An 18324-nucleotide genomic window follows, 5' to 3' on the forward strand; every position below is an offset into this window, starting at 1 on the left:
GCGGATTGACATGCGGCTGGCGTGGCACACCCACGCCTGCAAACTGGTGTGCTGCTGCACACTGCTTCGCGTTAGAAGTGTGCGCGTGGCGATTCCGTCCGATGCTTTCGCGCCATAGGTTCTGCGTTCAGAAGAAACGCCTTCGGACTAGGACCGGTATGGACGAGATCAGCTTTATCAGTGGCCGCGACCGTTGCGCAGCTTGGAATTTCGACGCGAATGGCGACGCGTTCGCCGGTGCGCGCGGAGTGCCGTGCGTGGTGATGGCACCGGAATTCGCGGGCACGCGGGACACCCGCGCCTTGATGGACTATGCGCGCGGCTTCGCCGCTGCCGGATTACACGTGGTGCTGTTCGACTACCGCGGGTTCGGCGGGTCGGGTGGGTCACCGCGCCAGCTGGTGTCGGCCGCCCGCCAACGCCGCGATTACCGCGGCGCCATTGCCGCTGCCCGGCAGCTTCCGAGCGTCGACCCAGAACGGATTGTGCTGTGGGGTATTTCGCTCTCCGGCGGACACGTCGTGCGCGACGGCGCCGAGCAGGACTACACCGACGTCGCGGGCCCGAGCTGGCGCAACGAGGTATGTGCGCGCACGGCGCTGGAGGTGGCGTTCAACCGGCCGATCACGTTCGTGGCGCGTGTGCGTTGCCCGCTGCTGGTGCAGGCCGGCACCGAAGACCGCATCGCCCCGCTCGCCACCGCCCGTCGAGCGGCCGCTAGAACCGGCGCTCACGCGGAGCTGCGCGAGTACCCCATCGACCACGTTGACGTCTACACCGAGCCCGCACACCAGCGCATTTTGGCGGATCAGCTCGATTTCCTGGACCGCCACCTGTCACCCATCGGACCGCGCCGCGACCCGAACACCTCCGCCCAGTGGAGTCACTGGTGAACGCCAAGAATCTGCGCGACCGCGTCGCGCTCGATACCGGCGCCGGCAGCGGCACACCTCATGTTCGCGCTGACCCGCGTCGCGCCGCCGGTCGCGCGCTGGTTTGCCGCGCGCACATCGGCCGTCCTGGCCAAATAGACCCCCAGCTCGAAACGCCATCAAGGAGGCACCGATGAAACAACGCAATGTCCGCGTGATCGAAACCAACGGCATCACACTGAAGGTGGTCGTGGAAGGCAGTGGCCCGTTACTGCTTCTGCTGCACGGCTTTCCGCAAAGCGGATACCTGTGGCGCCACCAGATCGACGAGTTGGTCGCCGCCGGCTATCAGGTTGCTGTGCCCGATCAACGCGGCTACGGCGGCAGCGACAAACCGGCCGAAGTTGAAGCCTACGATCTGCTGCAGCTGTCCGCTGATGCAGTCGGTATCGCCGATGCACTGGGCCACGAGACGTTCACCTTGGTCACCCACGACTGGGGCGCGATCGTCGGCTGGCACGTCGCGTTGCTGTACCCGCAACGGGTCAATGCAGTGTTCGCGCTGAGCGTGCCACCGACTATGGGGACACCGGTCGGCGCCCTGACGCGCCAAGAGAATTTCGGCGACAACTTCGTCTACACCGTCTATTTTCAGCAGCCCGGTGTCGCGGAGGCTGAGCTGGACGCCGACGTGCGCAAGTCGATTCGCATGCTCTATTACTCGGTTAGCGGCGACGCGCCGGCGTTCGGGTTCATGCGTCCCAAGCCGGCCAGCTCAAAGATGCTCGACGGCTTGGTCGACCCTGATCCGCTGCCGAGCTGGCTCACCGACGAGGACCTCGACCAGTATTGCGAGGATTACCGCGACGGGTTCCGCGGGCCGATCAACTGGTATCGCAGCATCGACCGCGGCATCGAGCTCACCCGTCACCTCACGGGCACCAAGATCACGCAGCCGTCACACTTCATGATCGGCAGCCAGGACCCGATGAACCTGCTCCTCGCGGATCCGCTTGCCAACTTGGAACACAACGCACCAAACCTGCGAGGCAACGTCGTCCTCGAAGGTGCCGGACACTGGCTTCCCATCGAGCGACCACAGGAAGTCAACACGGCATTGCTCGACTTCCTCGCCGGTCTCGACAACGCAGCGCACACCCCGGCGATCACGGGGGCTGAACCGAAATGACGCCCAGAGCCGGCAGTTTCACGCCGCCGCTGAATCAAATCGCTTTCTCGGTGATCGACCTGCGACTCACCGAACGTTGGTTCCGCGAAGGCTTCGGCCTGCTACCGGCCGGCGGCAGCCGCGCGTTGATGCGCGGCCCGGTGGCGGCTAACGTGCAGGCCCTACCCCGGGCGGCCTCGACGTGCTGGTGGTTACTGGGCCGAAATTCCTGGTTTCAGCTCGAGCTGTTCCAATTCGAACGCCCGATCGCCAACCTGAAGCCGGCGGATTTCCGGCCCTGCGACATCGGCTACACCCGCATCGGTATCTGGGTCGACGATTTCGACGCGACCTTGAAAAGGCTTGCCGGACTTGGCAGTCAGCCGCTGACTGTGCCGTCGGGCGAGCGGGGCGAGCGGCGCGCCTGCGTTCGCAATCCCGACGGCGTCTACGTCGAAATCATGGAAGACGACCCCCTGCCGCACGTCAACCAACGCGGGCGCGCCGATTGCCCGTCAGCAATCCGGTCGGTGACAGTGTCGGTTCACCAGTTATCCGATGCTGCAGCGTTTTTCGAGACAGGCGTCGGCCTCAAGCCCAGCACCGTGGCCCTTCACACACCCGAACACGAGGCGCTGTGGGGGCTCGCGGGCGCCACGGCGGACAGCAGGCTGTTCGATGGCGGCGAGGTGCTGATCGAGGTGGTGCAGTACCTCGATCCCGCCGGAAAGCCGCGACCCAGTGACTACCACCTGTCAGACCAGGGCATCCTCAACATCGCGTTCGGGGCGCGCCGCAAGGCGGACTTCAATGCCGTCTATCGACGGGCCGAAGCATTCGGGGCCAAGCCCAATTGCCGACCCGTTCACCTACCCGGGGCAGGCTCTGTGGTCTACGTCAACGATCCGCACGGCCTCTCGGTCGAGATCCTGCGAACCAAGCCTGGACTGGCCGACCGGATCTTCGGATTCGAGCCTCGACCCATGCACAAGCGACCCGCCCCGGATACCCGCAGAATCGAACACCGTGTCAACATCAACGCGCCGGTCGACGTCGTGTGGGAGGCAATCACCGATCAGGACAGCATGGCCGAATGGATCGGTTTCGACCCGGTCACGGTGCGCAAGGAAGGCTGGACGCAACCGCACGGTGCCGGGTCCGAACGCCTGATGCAAGGCCCGCGCGGGGTCGGTCGGATCGTTGAGCAAGTGATTGCCACGAGTTCGCAGCAAAGCCTGCGCTACCGAGTCATTGAAGGTTCACCGCTGACATGTCACCAAGGCGAGATCACGCTGAAGCAATCCGACGGTCACACCGAATTGCATTGGGTCATCCGATTTCGGCCCAAGCTCGCCGGTACCGGCGCGCTTCTGCAGAAGGTATTAAAAGCCAAGTTGCTAAGCATGCTCGACGGACGGCTCAGGCCGTACATCGAAACATCCACGGCTGCTGGTGTTTTCACGACCGGAGGTTCGGAGAACGCACAACCGGGTGTTAGATGAGCGCGAATCCACCCGGCCCCCGCGATGTGGGCGTATTGATCATCGGGGCCGGCTTCTCCGGGCTTGGCGCCGCCATCACCCTCCAAAAGGACGGCTACACCGACTTTCTGGTGCTCGAGCGGGGAGACGACGTCGGCGGGACCTGGCGGGTGAACACCTACCCTGGCGCGGCCTGTGATGTGCCGTCGCACCTGTACTCCTACTCGTTCGCGCCGAACCGTACGTGGACTCGTTCGTACTCCAAACAGCCCGAAATCGAGGCATACATCCAGCAGGTGGCTCAACGGCATCGGGTGCTGGACAGACACCGGTTCGGCTGCGAGGTTGACGAAGTGCGCTGGAATGCCCAGGAGGCACGGTGGCACGTGAGCACGTCGGCGGGGGTCTTCGCGGCGAATTTTGTGGTCTCGGCAGTGGGTCCGCTGACCGAGCCGGCACTGCCGGACATCGACGGTCTCGACGAGTTCGAGGGCGAGATCTTCCACACTGCGCGGTGGAACCACGACTTCGACCTGACCGGCAAGCGCGTCGCCGTCATCGGCACGGGAGCATCGGCCATCCAGGTCGTCCCCGAACTGGCCAAAACTGTGCGGCAGCTGGACGTGTACCAGCGCACCGCCCCATGGGTCCTTCCCCGTTTGGACCGGGATTACACGGCCGCGGACCGCCTAGCCTTCGCACACGTTCCCGGCTATCAGCGCTTAGTACGATGCGCGATGTACTTGAGCAAGGAGGTCATCGGTTTCGCCTTGACCTATGCACCCAAAACGCTTGTGCCGGTACAGAAACTAGCCAAGCGCCACATCGAGCGCGCGATCGCCGATCCCGAGCTGCGCGCCAAAGTCACCCCGCGTTGGCGGATCGGTTGTAAGCGCATGCTGATGTCGAACACCTACTACCCGGCACTGGCACGACCGCATGTCGACGTCGTCACCGACGGCATCGCCGAGGTGCGGCCCCACGCCATCGTCACCGCCGACGGCAGCGTGCGTGAGGTCGACGCGATCGTCGTTGCCACCGGCTTTCACGTCACCGACTCACCGACCAACGAGCGCATCATCGGCCGCGGCGGCCACAGCGTGGCCGACACATGGCAACGGGCCGGCGCGCAAGCCTACAAGGGGTCGACCGTGCACGGTTTCCCCAACCTATTTGTCATGACTGGTCCCGGAACCGGATCAGGTCACACGTCGGCCGTATTCATGATCGAGTCGCAGCTGAATTATCTGCGGGATCTCATCCGCACGACGACAACCCGCGGCATCGCGACTGTCGAGGTCCGCAAGGACGTGCAGAGCGCCTACAGCGCCGGTATCCAGCGTGGGTTGCGAAAATCGGTGTGGGAAGTGGGCGGATGCTCGAGCTGGTACCGCGACCGGTTCGGCAAGATCACCACCATGTGGCCGGGTTTCACGTTCCGGTTCCGCCAACGGACCCGCACGTTCGACCTCAACGCCTACCACGCGGTGCACGCCCGCGACTTGTCCGCCGCTGACACGTTCGCGGCTTCCGGGTGACTTCGCCCGCAATGGTCCGTCAGGTGTATGCGACGTGGACGCGATCGATGTGGCCGTCGAAGGGGAAGGGCGCCTTGTCGTAGTAGTCCAGTGACACCGGTGAGCCGAGGCAGACCCCGATGTCGAGACAGTCGTTGGCGGTGAACAGCAGCGGTGCGCTGATCGGTACCAGGCCCTTGGCGAGGACCTCCCCGCCGACTCGGATGGTGATATCGAGCGGTCCGCCGGGCCGCTGCTCGGCATAGCGGGTTTCGACGACGATGGTGGCCGGTCCGGGCGGCAGTTTGGTCGTCGAGCGGATCTTGGTGCGCGAGATGATGAACAGGTTGTACTCGTAGCAGAGGTACCCCTCGTCGAGGTAGCAGGTCAGGCCGCCGGCGACCCCGCCGAGCGCGTAGAGCACCCCGCTGGCGTCGGGGGCCAGGTCGGCGTCGATGGTGACGGTGTTGTTCTTATTGCCCAGCGCGGGCGCGCAGAACTCGGGCATCCGGGTGAATTCGCCGGGAAACTCCCACTCGCGATAGGGCGGGGTGATGCGCAATTCGGGATGGAAGATGGGCACCCACAGGCCGCCGCCGATCGGGAGCACGGAATTGCGTGCGGCTTCGATGGCGAACAGTTCGCGCATCTGGGCGAGCTTGTCGGGCAGCTCGGCGGCCAGGTCGTGGGCCTGGGACCAGTCCTCGTCGAGGTGGTACAGCTCCCAGCGGTCGTCATCGGGTGTCCAATCGTGGATGCCCGGCGGCAGTCCCGCCAGCCAGGGCACCCGCGGACCGAACACCGACGCCATCCAGCCGTCGTGATAGATGGCCCGGCTGCCCATGATCTCGAAGTATTGAGTTTTCTTGCCCCCGGGCGCCGATCGGTCGGTGAGGGTGTGGGCGAAACTTGCTCCGGCTATCGGGATTTGGGGCACACCGTTGACGATCAGCGGTGCCTCGATACCCACGATGTCGTAGATCGTGGGCACGACATCGTTGCAGTGCAGGAAGTGATCCCGCGGCACAGGGTCGGGCTGGACTTTCGAGGGCCAGCGGATCGCCAGCGGGTTGCGGGTGCCGCCCAAATGGGAGGCGAGCAGCTTCACACCCTTGTACGGCGTGCTGCCCGCCCAGCCCCAGCCGGAGTGATATTGGTTGTCGACCTTCGGGGATCCCAGCACGTCCAGGCCGCCGAGCTGCTCCAGTGCGTCGATGTGCATCCGCGGGGTGGTCGGAATGCCGTTTTGTGCAAGCAGTTCGGCGATGGTGCCGTCCTGGCCCTCGGCCGATGATCCGTTGTCGCCCCAAATGTAGAGGAACAGCGTGTTGTCGCCGTAACCGAGCCGATCCAGTTCATCGACGATGCGGCCGACCTGCACGTCGCAATGTTCGGCGAACCCGGCCGCCACCTCCATCAGCCGCCGCTGGAACGGCTTCTCGTCCTCGGGGATGTCATCCCACGCCGTCATTCGCTCGTCGCGCGGGGTGAGCTCGCAGTCGTGTGGGATCCAGCCCTTCTCCTTGGCGCGCTGAAAGACGCGCTGCCGGTAGGCATCCCAGCCGTCGTCGAACTTGCCGGCGTAGCGGTCGGCCCACTCCTTCATGATGTGGTGCGGGCCGTGCAGGCAGCCGCTGGCCCAATACATGAAGAACGGTTTATCGGCCTGCAGCGCCTTGGGGTTGCGCAGCCAGTTGATCGCGTCGTCGGCCAGGTCCTCCGACAGGTGATAGCCCTCCTCGGGGGTCTTGGTCGGCGCCACAATCGTGGTATTGCGCACCAGATGGGGCTCGTACTGGGAAGCCTCCCCGGCCAAGAACCCGTAGAAATACTCGAAGCCCAACCCGGTGGGCCAGTCCTCGAACGGACCGGCCGCCGTCGTGTCCTCGGCCGGGGTGTTGTGCCACTTGCCCCACGCACCCGTGCTGTACCCGTAGTCCTTGAGCACCTCGGCTACCAGAGCGCTGCTGCGCGGTATCTTCCCGGCATAGCCATCCCAGTCGTTGGCCAACTCGGCGATCTGCCCGTTGCCGATCTCATGATGATTGCGCCCGGTCAGAAGCGACGCCCGCGTCGGTGAACACATCGCGGTCGTGTGAAACCGGTTGTAGCTGACGCCTTCCGCGCAGATCCGATCCATTGTCGCGGTACGCACCTCGCCCCCGAAAGTCGTCGGCAGACCCGGCCCAGCGTCGTCGATCAAAACGATCACAATATTGGGCGAATCCTCATGCAGCCGAGGCGGAGTGACACGTTGGGCGTAGGTGGATTCCTGCAGGGTTCGTCCGGCAACGCTCGCCGACGGCGTGGGCGGAAACGGCAGCGTCGCACCGCCGGGGAGCTTCGGCACCACCACCGCACCGGTCGAATCGGGGTTGCTGTCTACGGCTGTATCCGACATGGGCGCTCCCCTTCTCGAAGCTGTGATGCCGCGGCGCTCGATCCTGCCAAGGCGTCGCCGAATCTACTCCGAACCTGCAATGCGCTTGGCGGATCGACCTGCCAAATCCCGATGAATTGCTATGGAATTGGAGGCTGTCTCGATTGACGCGCCTGTTTCCCGAAGTTGTCGTCCTCAGTGTGGTTACGTATCCAGTGTTGAACGCTGAAAAGTGGCGCTCAATGCTCGGATGTAAGGGTAATCATGTTGCCGTCAACGTGTACGGTGCGCCGCGCGGTAGTCGGTGCCATCGCCGCTGGGCCAATCGCTGCGATGCTGCTTGGCTTTGCGCCATCCGCGATTGGTCAGCCTCCTACGCCGGCGCCGCCCGCGCCACCGGGCTGCTCGGCAGCCGACCTGGCCAGAGTGTCGTCGGGTGTTGCGTCGGCGACATCGGACTATCTATACAGCCACCCAGACGTCAACAACTTCTTCACCAGCCTTCACGGGCTGCCGAACGACGAGATCCCCAACGACGTCCGCAACTACATGGACGCCAACCCCCAGGTTCGCGCGGACCTAACCGCGATCCGGCAACCTCTCACCGACTTGCGCAATGGCTGCCAGTAGTCCGCTCCGGTGTATAGGCGGCCAGCTGCTCAGCAGCCATCGTCGCCTGATTCACCGTAGACACTGCTCGTCACGCCGACGCGGAGCAAACCAAACATGAGTGATCGATTGCGGTTACCGACGGTCGGGGCGGCTGCGTTGGCGCTCGCGGCGGTCCTTGGAACCATCGCCACAATCCCGGCTTCGGGGACAGCCAGAGCAGACGTGTGCGTAAGCGCCGGCCGGCGCGTTTCTGTCAGCGGATGCGCGAACGTCGCCGACGCCGTCGCGCCATACGTTCCCCCACCGGCCTACTACGCCCCACTGCCCGACGACCCACCACCACCGCCGAACATCACCGGCTGTGTCAGCTACAACGGCCGCTGGGTCAACGCCGGTGGGTGCAATTGATCTGAACGCTGACTGGCGCGATGAAGACCGATACCTACGAACTGAAGATTTCGGTCTCGCGCGTTGGATAACGCGGTGTGGGAGTCGGCCGACGGGCTTCGTTTCTCGGCCGGCTGCAGGAGGCCGCCAAGAGTGAATAAGCCCCGTGGCGGCCGACAACGTACCTCACCTTTGACCAGGACTTATGCTGCGAAGATTAACAAGCCAGGGCGACACGCCGAAGTTTTGTCAAAGTAGCCCGGCGAGTCTCGTCAATCTTCAGTGCATCTCGACAGTAGTCATGGTTGTCGAGATGCAGCACAGATTAACGAGCTGAAAGTGCTTGGTTAGCAACCTATTCTAGCGCTGGGCAAGGTGGCTGACTAAGTGATTGTCAATGTGGCGTGGGTGCGTACGCCCTAGTTTCCACCTAGCTATCCGTTGATCCCGAGCGTGTCGGACGGCATTCACGACCACATTGAGAAGCCCGACGCTGAGCCACGGATGAGGTCTTGGGCGCTTGTTGTGCGCCCCTTATGGCTTCGTGTTTGGAGGGATTTGAGCAAGGAAGTCGTCGATCGTCTTGTTGAACAGCGTCGGCGACGGTTCGATCCAGCGTTCCTCGGTCCGAGTCAGATATCACCACAAGCGGGAAGCGATCGAGGCTTACCTGAAGATCGTGTTCGCCGCACTGGCGGTCGGCCACTGCATCGAGCACCAAACAGGTTGCAGTATCAAGAAATTCGTGCGTAGCGGGCGCGCCGCTACCGCACCGTCCACATCCGCGCCAGCCGGCAGACACTTACCGCCGCCGACTCACTACCCGATGACCTCCGCGAAGCCATCGCCGCGATCCATTCGCCGGTCCATGTGCAACAATTTGGCCCAAGTCGGGTCACTGCCAAGGAAATCCCTATCTCGCCTGTTGTCCTTGAAACTCGACTGCTATGCCGCGATCTTGTCCGCCCAGGCATGAACTTCCGCATCACTACCGACGATTCGGATCTTGACCTTCATCTCGGGGGTGTAGAGCGTGCCCACCCAGCGACCCAATTCGCTGTCCACCCGCAGCAGTGACCCGTCCGGTAGCCGGTGATGCCCAGTCCGCGATATGACCCTGTGGTCGATGACCCGCTGCTGTCTGGCCATCTCATCACCTGCTTTCTGCCCTGCTAGAGACACGACGGGAGACTGGCTTCGGTTCAGCGCCTTGGGGGTTTGGTCAGAGGCTTCGCTGCAGCCCCAGCGCCGCGGTCGGCGGAAATGATTCGTACTGTTCGGGATGCTGCACCGGGCCCACAACTTCGGCGAGTCAGTTGCGTGCCGGACTACCCGACTACGACGACGACCTCGGCAACTGGACCGAACCACTCGGTGTCCTAAGTCTCGTGGTTGAGTCCGCACTACTCGCCCTCGCTCTCATCGTCCTGATCGCGACCCGACACGCCGCAGTCACGCAGCACCACGCAACTCCAGGGATCGACGCTCGATTCGCCCGACCTGTATCGGGCATCGGTGGGTCAGACCGCGAAAATGAGCAGCGGGACCAGAAAGTAGATCCTCGACGCGCCGATTACGTTCGAAATGCGTTCGGAAATCGGTTAATTGATTTGCATCGTGAAACGGCTAACTGACCGTGTCGTCATTCGCGGGGATTAGCCAAAGGGTGCCGCGCACGCCAAAAGCGCTCTGCCGCTGCATCCGCCGGCAACCGCAGCGGGCAATCGGCGCCCGGCTGATCAAGCCACCGCATGCCAGAACTCGCGGATTTGGCTGCCATTGCGGCGGCGGGACCGCCGCGGCGCGTATTGAACCTCCGGGCGGCCCCGTTCGTGAACAGAAACGAAGCCGCTGCTGCGGGTAGCCGCAATGGTGTGGGTCGGGGAGGAAGACGGGGCGGGTTATGTCGTGGGAGGGGTGGGGTAGGACACACCCGGGAGTTGATCTGTTGGCGGCGGTTAGGTCGCCCCGTGGGCGTGTCATCACCCATCCGCTCTACGCCAGCCTCAACACCCGCGCGGCGATCCTCACGTTTATGGAGCATCACGTGTTCGCGGTGTGGGACTTTATGTCGTTGCTGAAGTCCCTCCAATCCAACCTGACGTGCGTGACAGTGCCGTGGGTGCCCACCGGGCCGGCCGGCAGCCGCCGCCTTATCAACGACATCGTGCTGGCAGAGGAAAGCGACGTGTTCCAGCGCGGTCATATCAGCCATTTCGAGTGGTATGTCGCCGGCATGGCTGAAGCTGGGGCCGACCATTCTGTCGTCGACCGTTTCATCGATCTGATTCGTGCCCAAGAGCCGGTGCCGTGCGCGCTGGAGGATGCCGGCGTACCGCGTGCGGCGGCGGAGTTCGTCACAGCCACATGGGGCTTGATCGCGTCCGCTCCGGTTCACTGTCAGGCCGCGGCCTTCGCCTTTGGCCGCGAAGAACTCATCCCCGACATGTTCACCCAGGTGGTCGCCGTCAACCAGGACGAGGGTGGGCTTGAGACGTTCGTTGAATACCTCCAGCGGCATATCGAGGTCGACGGCGACTCGCACACCCCGATGGCTATGCAGATGCTCGCCGACCTGTGCGACGAGGACAAGGGCAAGTGGCGCGAGTGCACCCAGGCCGCCGGTGCGGCGCTGGCCGCGCGTTCTCGGCTGTGGGACGGCATCCTCACAGCTATCACCGCTCAGCGCGTTATCGCTCCCACGCGCAACCAGATGTCTGAACCTGCTTCCTAGCTCGAGCGGTGCTCGGTGCCTACCCGGGGTTGGTGATCGCCTCGACGGTTGCCTGCTGTTCGTGCTAATCACTGCCGCGCATGTTGCGCGATTAAGGTCGGAGTCCAGCCCGCCGGCGGTTGGCTCGAATCCCCCTAGGCCCCACCGTGTTTAGGCAGCTCAATGCTATATGGATTACCTCGACCACCGCGCCGAGTCCCCGCGTCTCATGCTCGTCGTCGAGCTGTTTCCGAGGAGTCCCTAGCCGCGGATGCCGGGGTGGGTCGGCTGGCGTAGCGGTCCCGGAATGGCTTGCTGGCGGCGGGGCCGGCGGTGAAGATGAAGTCGGGTCCGTCGACGCGTCGTCCGGTGGTGCGGTCGACGAGAATCGGTTCGGCTTCGACGCCGGTTTCGCTGTCGATGAGCACCATGCTGCGCTGGCTCGGGTCCAGGCGCGCGTTGCCCCACGCGGCGAGTGCGACGATCACCGGCCGCAGGGAACGGCCGAGTTCGGTCAGCACGTACTCGTGGCGGACCGGCTTGGTTTGGTACTGCCGCCGTTCGAGCAAGCCGACATCGACCAGGCGCTTGAGTCGGCTGGTCAGCAGGCTCGAGGAAATGCCAAGGTTGTCCTGGAACTGGTCGAAGCGGGTGTAGCCGTCGAAGGCGTCATGAAGGATGAGCAGCGTCCACCATTCGCCGACCAGGCCGAGGGTGGCCGACAGCGGGCACTCCCGGTCCTCGAGTCTGATCTTCTCAGCCATGTCGCGCCGTTCCTTTCATTGACTGCTACTTTTGAAGCTGCTAACTTCTGTTTTAGAAGCGACTAGCTTCTATTCTAGCAGTAAGTGCGAGGAGGCTTCCCATGAACACAGATCCGGCGGACTTGGCCGCGTCAGGATCGCTGCCGGCGGTGGTGTCCAATTACTTGGCCGCATCCGACCGCGACGACATCGACGCCATCGTCGCGTGTTTCACCGATGACGCCGTGGTGCACGATGAGGGCCGGCGCTGGCGTGGCGCGCAGGCGATTCGGCAGTGGCGCGAAAGTGTCGCCACCGCTTACGAATACACCGTCGCGCTCATCGGGTCACAAGCGCTCGGCGAGGTTGACGGCGGGCAACGCTATGAGGTGTACACCCATCTGGAGGGCAACTTTCCCGGCGGCCAGGTGGATCTGACCAATCGCTTCACCCTGCGCGGCGACCTGATCGTGGGCCTGCAGATCGTGCCCACCGCGGTGACGTCGTGAGCGCGGCCTACAGGTCACGGCTGGGCCGGATCGGGGCCTGGTTTCACCCCGGGTACGGCGACGAGGCGCGCACGCAGTTCGCGGTCGAAGCCGAAACGCTTGGCTACCCGGTCGCATGGTTGGGCTTCGGGCCCGCGTCGGTGGCCGATCTTGCTGTGGTCGAACAAATCCTGCAGGCCACCTCCACCATCGTGGTGGCCACCGCGATCGTGAACATGTGGACCAACGACGCCGACGAAGTCGCGGCGTCCTACCGGCGACTCACCTCACGCTATGGCGACCGGGTGCTGCTCGGAGTCGGGATCGGACACCCCGAGGCCAACTCCGACTACCGGCAGCCCTATGCCACCATGGTCGATTACCTCGACCGCCTAGATGCCGGCGGCGTCCCGCCCGATCGCCGGATCCTGGCCGCACTGGGCCCCCGAGCACTACGGCTGGCCGCTGCCCGATCGCTGGGCAGCCACCCCTACCTCGTGGTCCCCGATCACACCCGCGAGGCCCGCAGCATGCTAGGGCCGGATGTCGTGATCGCACCCGAGCAGACAGTCGTGGTCGAAACTAACCCCGACACCGCGCGCGACATCGGTCGCGCATTCGTCTCTGACCCGTACCTGCAACTGGTCAACTACACCAACAACTTTCGGCGCTACGGCTACACCGACGCCGACCTCGAGGGCGGCGGCGGCGACCGCCTGATCGATGCGCTGGTGTTACACGGCTCTGCCGACAGCGTCTCTGCGGGCCTGCACGCCCAGTTCGAGGCGGGTGCCGACCACATCGGGATACAAGTGCTCACCGCCAACGGCGAGAACCCTATGCCTGGCTACCGGCAGCTGGCCCGGGTTCTCCTTTGAACCAGCCCACGACCGCCACACTGCGTGGGGGATCGGCGGCCAATTCCTTTTCAGATTCTGTTGCCCTTCGTGATGCCTGGCTAGTGTTGAAAGGATGGCGCGGCGAGAGCACACCACGGCGCTGGCCACCGTTGCTGCGGCCCGCATCTGCGTGGGTGTGGCTATGGTCTTGAAGCCAGGCCGATTCTTCAATCAGGCCTCGGGTACCGAAACGCTACTCATGCGGACGGTGGGGATCCGGGATCTGGTCATCGGGTCGGGCGCCTTTGCCGCGTTGGCCGCCGGGGCCGACGGGGAGTTTCGGCGCTGGGCATCGATGGGGCTATTGAGCGACAGCGCCGACGTGGTGGCAGGACTTACCGCTAGGGGGTTGCTTCCCGACGCCAGGAGCTCGTTGATCGCCATCCTGTCCCCGGTGCCGTTCGTCGCCGCCGGAATCTTCGGACTCACCCGCGGCGGCAAGCGACGTCGACGTCTGCCGAATTTCGGCGAGTCCCACCCCCAACGCCATAAGCCTGGCGGCGGGTTATCCCTTTAGTTCTGATTCGTCAGAGCGATGTGCGGCCTTACGCGGGTGCGGCGTCGCCCTCTGATCCGGTCGGCGCGGCGGGTGCCTTGACCGCCTCTAAACACACGGTGACGTCGACGGTGTCTCCGAGCATTGGGCCGCCTCCGGCCAGCACGGGAGTGTCGGTCAGGACGCCGAAGTCGTTACGCTTCAGTTGGATCACGCCTTCGAACCCGGCCACTTCACCGTGACCCATGCCGGGGCTCACGCCGAGAAATGAGAACGCCAGTGGTACGCCGACGTCACCTGAGTATCCTTCTCGAGTTCGGACGGCAGCTCGTAGAGTTCGCGTAAGACCAGGGCGTTGCGGGCTTGGATGAGTACGCCACCCTCGTCGAGACGTCCGAGTTCGATTGGGGCGAAGCCGAGTTCGGTGCACAGTCCGGCTACCGTCGCGCTTGCCGCGGGGTCGTTGCTGGACACGAAGACCACGCGTTTCCCGAATTCGGGTGGGCGCTTCTCGGCGAGCTGCCTGGCAGCGGTTTGGTTGAACGACTTGACCACCGCGGCGCCCGGAAACGCCTCGGCGTTGTACTCGGTCGACAGGCGGCCGGCGAGGATTTGCTCGGAGTTGGGCACCAGAAACGCGTTCGTCGCGTCGACGACGATCTTGCCCGACCAGTCTGGTCGGCGCCCACCCAGCTCACGGACCTGGAGGAACGGAATGGCCAAGATGATCACGTCCGCATCCAGGGCCGTGTCGAGGGTGGCCGGTGTGATCGAGGCGGACAGTTCGGTGACGTCGATCGTCTCCGGACCTCGCGTGTTGGCCCAGAGTGCCGGGACGCAGTGGTCGGAGAACCGTTGCGCCAGAACCGTGCCAACGGTGCCGGTGCCGACGACGGCGTACTGCACAGTGCTGGTCATCGCACGACCTCCGCGGTCCGGGCGGCGGCGATGAAGACCGCCAGCGTCAGGATCGGCGCGATGCCGGTGAGCCACGGCACGATCAGACCGAGAGCGCCAGCCACCTCGACGCCGCCGATGAGTTTGATCGACGTCGCAGACAACGCCTCGGCGGCGCCTGCCGTGGAGGGGTTCTCCGCTAGGCGCTCCTTGGACTTCAGCAGTTTCGTGCCACCGATAAAGAGATATGCAGCGGCGAGTAGTACGGACGCGATCCATACCGCGATGTTCACGAGGGCTCCTCGAAGACGTGGGATTGGCGCAGGGCGGCTCAGCCGGAGAATTCGGTGGCACCGAGTGCGACGTCGAAGTTGTCCAGTCCATGACGGGCGAGGCCCATGAGGACCAGGCTCGTTCCCTCCAGCCAGTGCGCCATGGTCAAGCCGCCGACGTCCAACGGGCGCAGCCCAAGGCTTTTGACGAGTTCGGCCACGGCCGCCTTGGCCTGCGCATCATCGCCGGCCATGAACACATCCAACGTCCGACCCTTCTCCAGGACGTGACCGAAGACGGTGTTGAAGGCCTTCACCACGCGGGCGCCGGCCGGAGCCGCCTTGGCGACTTCCTGGGCGATCGAGGTGTCGGCGGGGAGGGCAAGCCCGTCGGCATCGGCGTTGAAGGGGTTGCTGATGTCGACGATGACCTTGTCGGCCAACGCGTTTCCGTACTTGGTGATGACCGGCACGACATCGGCGTACCTCAGGGCCACAATCACGATATCCCCGGCCGGGGCGGCGCCGAACTCTCCCGTCGTGGTGCTGCCGCCGAGAGTCGTGGCGAGGTCAGCTGCCTTGGACCGATCGCGGCCGATGACCTCGACGGTGTTGCCTCCCGCTACCGCCAGTGCGCCGATGGCGCGGGCCATGTTGCCGGTGCCGATGATGCTGATGCTGCTCATGAGATGTCCTGTCTTTCCTACTGGATAAAAGGTTGACTACTCCACCATATGCGGATTGGTGACCATGTCAACCAATCCAGGAGGATCGAGGCGGATGGAAGCGAACCGCGCGAGCCCGCGTGGACACAGCGTCCCGGCGAGCCTTCTCGCACGCCCGGCATCACCTTTGGCGTGCACGTGCGCCGGGGGCCTGTCCTGGGCCGACTACCGGATCCTCGCGGTGCGTTCCGGGGCGTGGCCATCACTCCTCGTTGGTGCGTAATTCCCACGGCGGCATGCCAATCGCCTCGGCGAGGTTGCGCTGCAGCGCAATGCCGGCCGGCAGCGTTCGGTAGAAGATGCTCACGTCGGCGATCTTGCCGTCCGCGTCGAGCAGGACGAAGAAGATGCCGTTGACCGCGGCGTGTCCGACTTGAAGCCGGAAGTGTGCGGCGTGGTGGGTCTCTCCGCTGAGGACCTCCATGTAGGTGTCGTCGGAGGACAGTGTGTTGACTTTCTTGATGGTCTGCACGGCGGCGTCGCGGCCGGTGACCGGCTCATCGCCGAACGGGCCGTACAGCGCCACGTCCTCGGCGAGCAGGCCGGCGAGGGTGTTCTCGTCGACGCCGCCGTGAATGCAGTCCACGAAGGCTGCCAAGGTGTCGCGGTGCGCGGCGAAGGTGGTCATGGTCACTCCTCGTAGTGGGGGAAAATCGGTTGGTGCGCCGAGGCCGTCAGCTGGCGGCGAAGTAGTGACCGTTATCCAGGTCGGCCATAAGTGCGGGCTGAGTCGGTTCCCAACCCAGGGTCTGGCGGGTGATGAGGTTGGCGGCCGGGTAGTTCTTCGTGACGATGCTCGCGAGGGCCCCGAAGTACCCCGGCACCATCAGTTCATCCGCGGGAACACTGACGACGGGCAAGTCCAGACGGCTGCCGATGGCCTCGGCGATCTTTCGGAACGAAATGCCCTCGTCCTGGACCGCGTGCCAATACCTGCCAGCCGGACCCTTCTCCAGCGACAAACGGAACAGCGAGGCGACATCGCGGATGTGCACGGCGCTCCACGCGTTCGCGCCGTCTCCGGGGTATCCGGCGAAGCCCTTGTCCTTCGCGAGAGCGATCAGCTGCGGGAGGAAGCCGGCAGTATCGGTCGTGTCGTGCGCGATGAGCGGAAGCCGCACGATCGATGACCGCACTCCTCGCTCGGCAAGGCCGACTACGGTGATTTCCACGACATTGCGCGCCCGCAGGGTGCCCTTGTCCTCCTCCCTGCTGGGAAGGGCCGGGTCCTCTTCCGTGGCCGCCCGGCCCAGTCCCTGCCCGGGGCCGCCGATGCTGCCGGCCGCGACCAGCGGCTTTCCGGTTCCCGCGAGTGCCTCGCCGTAGGCGAGCATGATCTGGAGTTCGGCGGCGGCCACGGCGTCCATCCCGCCGGACGGAAGCAGGTCCTGCCTATGGGCTACGTGGATGACACCGTCGGAGTCCGCGGCCGCCTCCTTGAGCCCGTCGAGATCCTCGAGGCTGCCGCGACACACCGTCGCGCCCAGCGCCGACAGGGCCACCGCGGATTCGTCGGACCGGGCCAGGCCGGTGACGTCGTGCCCGGCGGCGATCAGTTCGGGGATGATGTGCGAGCCGGCGTGGCCGGTCCCGCCGGTAACGAAAACGCGCATGGTGCTCTCCTTTTGATAGGGGTGATGGTGATGGTTGGTGGTGGGTAGCGATCAGCTGAGAATGTTGACGCCAAGAAAGAAGTTGGTGTGCTTGACGGAATGGGCGACGAGGCCCAGATGCAGCAGGGTGGCGTGCTCCAGGGCCCGCGCCATCGCCAGCGGCCCGGTGTCCAGCGGGCGCATTCCCATGCTCTCGACGAACGCCGACACAGTCACCTTCGCCTCGGCGTCGTCGTCGGCGATGAACACGTCCAATGCGCGACCCTCGGCGAGCGCCCGACCGGCTAGGGCGCTGACCATGTTTCCGGTCGCGATGACGCTGATACTGCTCATCACGCATCCCGTCTAGACTCACAGTTGAAGGTTGACTCCTCCACCATAAGAGATTTGGTAGAGCTGTCAACCAAACCAGGAGGCGTAGACGCTGATGGAACCGAACTGGCTGAACGCGCGTGAAGCCCGCGCCTGGCGTGCCTTCGTGCACGCACACCATCAGCTCGAAGTCCACCTATCCCGACGCTTGCAGGAATCGGGCCTGTCCGGTGCCGACTACGAGGTCCTGGCGTTGCTCTCGGCTCTGGACGGGGATCGCATGCCCGCCCGCGACCTGGGCAACGCACTGGGCTGGGAGAAAAGCCGTGTGTCCCACCAGGTTCGGCGCATGCAGACCGACGGTCTGATCAGCCGTGAACCCAATCCCGACGACGCCCGCAGCACCATGGTCTGCTTGCTGCCGGCCGGCCGCGCTGCCGTCGAGAAGGCGGCGCCCGGGCACGTGGAGGACGTCCGCCGGAACTTCATCGACCTGATGACCCCCGCTGAACTCGACATGCTTGCCGCCCTCCACGAACGAATACTGCACCACCTCACCGAGGACCAGGACTCTTCCGCCGCAGACAAGCGCTGATAGCCAAGCGCTCTACAGATGACACTCAAGGTCGCTGACGTCGATGCTCAGAGTACGTTCGTCGAACTTGATGCTTCTCATGAGATATCTTGTTCTGTAGTGACATTCGCGTCATGCCCCTTGTCGCCAGATCCGGCACGCGGCCCCGCCCCGG

21 protein-coding genes and 1 pseudogene are annotated in these 18324 nt (G+C 64.5%); 12 read left to right on the plus strand and 10 right to left on the minus strand.

Features of this window, described 5'->3' with window-relative positions:
- The first annotated feature begins 158 nt into the window (after positions 1–158).
- The 4 genes from MYCSM_RS07870 to MYCSM_RS07885 all read left to right on the plus strand — a co-directional run bounded on the left by MYCSM_RS07870 (position 159) and on the right by MYCSM_RS07885 (position 5059).
- The gene (locus MYCSM_RS07870; protein ID WP_015305612.1) at positions 159–893 is read left to right on the plus strand and encodes an alpha/beta hydrolase; all 735 of its coding nucleotides are present in this window, start codon (positions 159–161) and stop codon (positions 891–893) included.
- A 172-nt stretch (positions 894–1065) separates the two neighbouring features.
- Positions 1066–2061 (plus strand): alpha/beta fold hydrolase, encoded by a 996-nt coding sequence (locus tag MYCSM_RS07875; RefSeq protein ID WP_015305613.1) that lies wholly within the window; start codon positions 1066–1068, stop codon positions 2059–2061.
- Positions 2058–3542 (plus strand): SRPBCC family protein, encoded by a 1485-nt coding sequence (locus MYCSM_RS07880; protein WP_015305614.1) that lies wholly within the window; start codon positions 2058–2060, stop codon positions 3540–3542. Before MYCSM_RS07875 ends, MYCSM_RS07880 begins: the two co-directional genes overlap by 4 nt.
- Positions 3539–5059, plus strand: a complete 1521-nt coding sequence (locus tag MYCSM_RS07885; RefSeq protein WP_015305615.1) for a flavin-containing monooxygenase — start codon at positions 3539–3541, stop codon at positions 5057–5059. Before MYCSM_RS07880 ends, MYCSM_RS07885 begins: the two co-directional genes overlap by 4 nt.
- Positions 5060–5078: 19 nt before the next feature.
- Here the strand turns inward: MYCSM_RS07885 and MYCSM_RS07890 are convergent, their stop codons facing one another.
- Positions 5079–7439 (minus strand): arylsulfatase, encoded by a 2361-nt coding sequence (locus tag MYCSM_RS07890; protein WP_015305616.1) that lies wholly within the window; start codon positions 7437–7439, stop codon positions 5079–5081.
- Positions 7440–7682: 243 nt separating this feature from the next.
- Between MYCSM_RS07890 and MYCSM_RS07895 the strand changes: the two genes are divergently transcribed.
- The 3 genes and pseudogenes from MYCSM_RS07895 to MYCSM_RS37745 all read left to right on the plus strand — a co-directional run.
- Positions 7683–8048 (plus strand): heme-binding protein, encoded by a 366-nt coding sequence (locus MYCSM_RS07895; protein WP_015305617.1) that lies wholly within the window; start codon positions 7683–7685, stop codon positions 8046–8048.
- A gap of 96 nt (positions 8049–8144) precedes the next feature.
- Positions 8145–8438 carry a hypothetical protein gene (locus MYCSM_RS07900; protein WP_015305618.1) on the plus strand — a complete coding sequence of 98 codons (294 nt, stop codon included), beginning with the start codon at positions 8145–8147 and terminating at the stop codon, positions 8436–8438.
- Between the two features lie 601 nt (positions 8439–9039).
- Positions 9040–9278 (plus strand): annotated as a pseudogene (locus MYCSM_RS37745) (IS1634 family transposase); the annotation flags it as partial.
- Between the two features lie 84 nt (positions 9279–9362).
- On the opposite strand, the gene MYCSM_RS37050 reads toward MYCSM_RS37745, so the two are convergent.
- Positions 9363–9566 (minus strand): hypothetical protein, encoded by a 204-nt coding sequence (locus MYCSM_RS37050; protein WP_015305619.1) that lies wholly within the window; start codon positions 9564–9566, stop codon positions 9363–9365.
- A 799-nt stretch (positions 9567–10365) separates the two neighbouring features.
- Here MYCSM_RS37050 and MYCSM_RS07910 point away from each other — a divergent pair.
- Positions 10366–11151, plus strand: coding sequence for a DUF3050 domain-containing protein (locus MYCSM_RS07910; protein WP_232425735.1), 786 nt, complete (start codon positions 10366–10368; stop codon positions 11149–11151).
- 206 nt (positions 11152–11357) lie between these two features.
- Here the strand turns inward: MYCSM_RS07910 and MYCSM_RS07915 are convergent, their stop codons facing one another.
- Positions 11358–11894: a winged helix-turn-helix transcriptional regulator gene (locus MYCSM_RS07915; RefSeq protein WP_015305621.1), complete on the minus strand. Its 537-nt coding sequence runs from the start codon at positions 11892–11894 to the stop codon at positions 11358–11360.
- A 101-nt stretch (positions 11895–11995) separates the two neighbouring features.
- Here MYCSM_RS07915 and MYCSM_RS07920 point away from each other — a divergent pair, with 101 nt between their 5' ends.
- The 3 genes from MYCSM_RS07920 (at position 11996) to MYCSM_RS07930 (ending at position 13777) form a co-directional block, all read left to right on the plus strand.
- Positions 11996–12382, plus strand: coding sequence for a nuclear transport factor 2 family protein (locus tag MYCSM_RS07920; RefSeq protein ID WP_015305622.1), 387 nt, complete (start codon positions 11996–11998; stop codon positions 12380–12382).
- Positions 12379–13239 carry an LLM class F420-dependent oxidoreductase gene (locus tag MYCSM_RS07925; protein ID WP_015305623.1) on the plus strand — a complete coding sequence of 287 codons (861 nt, stop codon included), beginning with the start codon at positions 12379–12381 and terminating at the stop codon, positions 13237–13239. The genes MYCSM_RS07920 and MYCSM_RS07925 overlap by 4 nt, the downstream gene beginning before the upstream one ends.
- Positions 13240–13333: 94 nt before the next feature.
- Positions 13334–13777 carry a hypothetical protein gene (locus MYCSM_RS07930; RefSeq protein WP_015305624.1) on the plus strand — a complete coding sequence of 148 codons (444 nt, stop codon included), beginning with the start codon at positions 13334–13336 and terminating at the stop codon, positions 13775–13777.
- Between the two features lie 28 nt (positions 13778–13805).
- Here the strand turns inward: MYCSM_RS07930 and MYCSM_RS07935 are convergent, their stop codons facing one another.
- The 7 genes from MYCSM_RS07935 to MYCSM_RS07965 all read right to left on the minus strand — a co-directional run bounded on the left by MYCSM_RS07935 (position 13806) and on the right by MYCSM_RS07965 (position 17596).
- Positions 13806–14015, minus strand: a complete 210-nt coding sequence (locus tag MYCSM_RS07935; RefSeq protein ID WP_041311525.1) for a YceI family protein — start codon at positions 14013–14015, stop codon at positions 13806–13808.
- Complete coding sequence (locus MYCSM_RS07940; protein ID WP_015305625.1) at positions 14012–14674, minus strand: NADPH-dependent F420 reductase; 663 nt, start codon at positions 14672–14674, stop codon at positions 14012–14014. The genes MYCSM_RS07935 and MYCSM_RS07940 overlap by 4 nt, the downstream gene beginning before the upstream one ends.
- Positions 14671–14946, minus strand: a complete 276-nt coding sequence (locus tag MYCSM_RS07945; RefSeq protein ID WP_015305626.1) for a DoxX family protein — start codon at positions 14944–14946, stop codon at positions 14671–14673. The genes MYCSM_RS07940 and MYCSM_RS07945 overlap by 4 nt, the downstream gene beginning before the upstream one ends.
- A gap of 38 nt (positions 14947–14984) precedes the next feature.
- A complete protein-coding gene (locus MYCSM_RS07950; protein ID WP_015305627.1) occupies positions 14985–15611 on the minus strand; it encodes an NADPH-dependent F420 reductase in 627 nt (208 codons plus the stop codon).
- A 241-nt stretch (positions 15612–15852) separates the two neighbouring features.
- Positions 15853–16278, minus strand: a complete 426-nt coding sequence (locus tag MYCSM_RS07955; protein WP_015305629.1) for a hypothetical protein — start codon at positions 16276–16278, stop codon at positions 15853–15855.
- Between the two features lie 46 nt (positions 16279–16324).
- On the minus strand, positions 16325–17263 hold the full coding sequence (locus MYCSM_RS07960) for an SDR family oxidoreductase (RefSeq protein WP_015305630.1): 939 nt from the start codon (positions 17261–17263) through the stop codon (positions 16325–16327).
- Between the two features lie 51 nt (positions 17264–17314).
- Positions 17315–17596, minus strand: a complete 282-nt coding sequence (locus MYCSM_RS07965; RefSeq protein WP_015305631.1) for a hypothetical protein — start codon at positions 17594–17596, stop codon at positions 17315–17317.
- A gap of 94 nt (positions 17597–17690) precedes the next feature.
- Here MYCSM_RS07965 and MYCSM_RS07970 point away from each other — a divergent pair, with 94 nt between their 5' ends.
- Positions 17691–18170, plus strand: a complete 480-nt coding sequence (locus MYCSM_RS07970) for a MarR family winged helix-turn-helix transcriptional regulator (RefSeq protein ID WP_015305632.1) — start codon at positions 17691–17693, stop codon at positions 18168–18170.
- Positions 18171–18324: the final 154 nt, after the last annotated feature.

Source organism: Mycobacterium sp. JS623, from assembly GCF_000328565.1.
GTDB lineage: Bacteria > Actinomycetota > Actinomycetes > Mycobacteriales > Mycobacteriaceae > Mycobacterium.

What these genes read in the sequence shown, in the direction of transcription:
- MYCSM_RS07870 (WP_015305612.1), top strand. Translation starts at nt 159, where the DNA reads ATGGACGAGATCAGCTTTATCAGTGGCCGCGACCGTTGCGCAGCTTGG.
- MYCSM_RS07875 (WP_015305613.1), top strand. Translation starts at nt 1,066, where the DNA reads ATGAAACAACGCAATGTCCGCGTGATCGAAACCAACGGCATCACACTG.
- MYCSM_RS07880 (WP_015305614.1), top strand. Translation starts at nt 2,058, where the DNA reads ATGACGCCCAGAGCCGGCAGTTTCACGCCGCCGCTGAATCAAATCGCT.
- MYCSM_RS07885 (WP_015305615.1), top strand. Translation starts at nt 3,539, where the DNA reads ATGAGCGCGAATCCACCCGGCCCCCGCGATGTGGGCGTATTGATCATC.
- MYCSM_RS07890 (WP_015305616.1), bottom strand. Translation starts at nt 7,439, where the DNA reads ATGTCGGATACAGCCGTAGACAGCAACCCCGATTCGACCGGTGCGGTG.
- MYCSM_RS07895 (WP_015305617.1), top strand. Translation starts at nt 7,683, where the DNA reads ATGTTGCCGTCAACGTGTACGGTGCGCCGCGCGGTAGTCGGTGCCATC.
- MYCSM_RS07900 (WP_015305618.1), top strand. Translation starts at nt 8,145, where the DNA reads ATGAGTGATCGATTGCGGTTACCGACGGTCGGGGCGGCTGCGTTGGCG.
- MYCSM_RS37050 (WP_015305619.1), bottom strand. Translation starts at nt 9,566, where the DNA reads ATGGCCAGACAGCAGCGGGTCATCGACCACAGGGTCATATCGCGGACT.
- MYCSM_RS07915 (WP_015305621.1), bottom strand. Translation starts at nt 11,894, where the DNA reads ATGGCTGAGAAGATCAGACTCGAGGACCGGGAGTGCCCGCTGTCGGCC.
- MYCSM_RS07920 (WP_015305622.1), top strand. Translation starts at nt 11,996, where the DNA reads ATGAACACAGATCCGGCGGACTTGGCCGCGTCAGGATCGCTGCCGGCG.
- MYCSM_RS07930 (WP_015305624.1), top strand. Translation starts at nt 13,334, where the DNA reads ATGGCGCGGCGAGAGCACACCACGGCGCTGGCCACCGTTGCTGCGGCC.
- MYCSM_RS07940 (WP_015305625.1), bottom strand. Translation starts at nt 14,674, where the DNA reads ATGACCAGCACTGTGCAGTACGCCGTCGTCGGCACCGGCACCGTTGGC.
- MYCSM_RS07950 (WP_015305627.1), bottom strand. Translation starts at nt 15,611, where the DNA reads ATGAGCAGCATCAGCATCATCGGCACCGGCAACATGGCCCGCGCCATC.
- MYCSM_RS07955 (WP_015305629.1), bottom strand. Translation starts at nt 16,278, where the DNA reads ATGACCACCTTCGCCGCGCACCGCGACACCTTGGCAGCCTTCGTGGAC.
- MYCSM_RS07960 (WP_015305630.1), bottom strand. Translation starts at nt 17,263, where the DNA reads ATGCGCGTTTTCGTTACCGGCGGGACCGGCCACGCCGGCTCGCACATC.
- MYCSM_RS07965 (WP_015305631.1), bottom strand. Translation starts at nt 17,596, where the DNA reads ATGAGCAGTATCAGCGTCATCGCGACCGGAAACATGGTCAGCGCCCTA.
- MYCSM_RS07970 (WP_015305632.1), top strand. Translation starts at nt 17,691, where the DNA reads ATGGAACCGAACTGGCTGAACGCGCGTGAAGCCCGCGCCTGGCGTGCC.